Source organism: Nocardia sp. NPDC060220 (assembly GCF_042727815.1).
Taxonomy (GTDB): domain Bacteria; phylum Actinomycetota; class Actinomycetes; order Mycobacteriales; family Mycobacteriaceae; genus Nocardia.
Map to the genome: position 1 here is coordinate 1 of NZ_JBHWZY010001244.1, position 1,485 is coordinate 1,485.

At 64.6% G+C, this 1,485-nt stretch carries 1 protein-coding gene and 2 pseudogenes; all 3 read right to left on the minus strand.

Annotated elements, in window-relative coordinates; genetic code table 11:
- Positions 1-198, minus strand: a pseudogene (locus ACFWF3_RS35700) (mammalian cell entry protein); the annotation flags it as partial.
- Positions 195-1,190 carry an MCE family protein gene (locus ACFWF3_RS35705; RefSeq protein WP_379296406.1) on the minus strand — a complete coding sequence of 332 codons (996 nt, stop codon included), beginning with the start codon at positions 1,188-1,190 and terminating at the stop codon, positions 195-197. The gene ACFWF3_RS35705 and the pseudogene ACFWF3_RS35700, both read right to left, overlap by 4 nt.
- Positions 1,187-1,485 (minus strand): annotated as a pseudogene (locus ACFWF3_RS35710) (mammalian cell entry protein); the annotation flags it as partial. The gene ACFWF3_RS35705 and the pseudogene ACFWF3_RS35710, both read right to left, overlap by 4 nt.

The following is a 1,485-nucleotide window of genomic DNA, read 5'->3' on the forward strand; positions in this document are numbered from 1 at the left end:
GCCCACCGCGAGACCGAGGACCATGATCTCGTTGCCCTCGTACATGCCGGCGATGTTCTCGAAGTCGGCGGTGATCTTGGTCGAGCGGCCGAGCGCGTCGTCGAACTGGCTCGGCATCAGCGAGCAGCTGCCGAGGGCCAGCGCGGTGGTGGCGATCATCATGGTCCGCGCGATGCGGAGCCTGTTGGTCAGTTTCATCCTTGGCACCCCTGGATCACCTGAACGAAGCACAGCCAGTTGTCCGGGAACAACCACGGCAGTGCGACCGAGCCGTAGTTACCGTTGCCGAGCGCGTTGTTGAAGTAGCGCGCCGTGGGCTGACCGATCTGCAGCAGCTTGTCGAGATTGTCCTTGTTCTTCTGCAGACCCTCGGCCATGGTGTTGAGCTGGCTGATGGTGCCGCCGAACTGGTCGCCGTTCTGGGCGCCGATCTCCTCCAGCTGACGGGTCAGCGTGGCGACGTTGTCCAGCAGCTGGCGCAGCAGGCTCTGCCGTTCCATCACCCGGTTGGCGATGGCCTCGCCCTGGGTGATCACGAGCAGGATCGAGTTGCGGTTGTCGGCGAGCAGCTGGGTGACCCGGTTGAGGTCCTTGATCAGACTGTCGACCTCACCCTTGCGCTGGTCGACGACCTTCGCGACCGCACCGACACTGTCGAGCGCCTGGGCGACCAGCTCCGGCGAATCGCCGAGCTGGGAGTTGATGGTGTTGAGCGAGGCGGCGAGCTTCTTGGTGTCGAGCGCCTCGAACTTCGGCGTACCGACCTGCACCACATCGGCGATGTTGTACGGCACGTCGGTGTTGCTGCGCGGGATCGTCTTGTTCTTCAGGCCTGTGCCGTCGCCGGGCTGCAGGTCGACGTAGCGCGCGCCGAGCAGGGTCGCCATCTTGATCGCGGCGTGCGCGTCGGGACCGAGCTTCAGCGAGCTGTCCACGTCGAGGGTGATCACCACGTGATCGCCCTCGATCTTGGCGCCGGAGACCGTGCCGACCTGCACACCCGAGACAGCGACCTTGTCACCGGTCTTGATGCCCGCGGCCTGCACGAATTCGGCGTCGATGGACTGTTTTCCGAGCCCGATGAACTGGAAGATGCTCGAACCGACCAGCAGCAGCACGATGCACAGCGCACCGACCACCCCCAGCCAGAAGTTGCGGTTGCCGACGAAGGCTGACTTGATCTTGCTCATCTGCACACCTCGGAATGGCCGGTGCCACCGATCTGGCTGACCAGGCCGCGCGGGAACAGAACCCCGTACAGCGAGATGTCCAGACCACACAGGTAGGCGTTGGCGTGGGTGCCTTCCGATGTCATCCGGCCGAGGTCGGCGAGCATCGAAGGCATGTCGATCGCGACCTGGTCGAGCTTGGCACCGTTGGCCAGCAGCAGATTCAGCGCCGCGGTGGTCGAGTTCTGGGTCGCGGCCAGCTTCGGCTGGATCTTGGTCATCATCCCGACCAGCGCGGTCGTGGAATCGGCGAGGG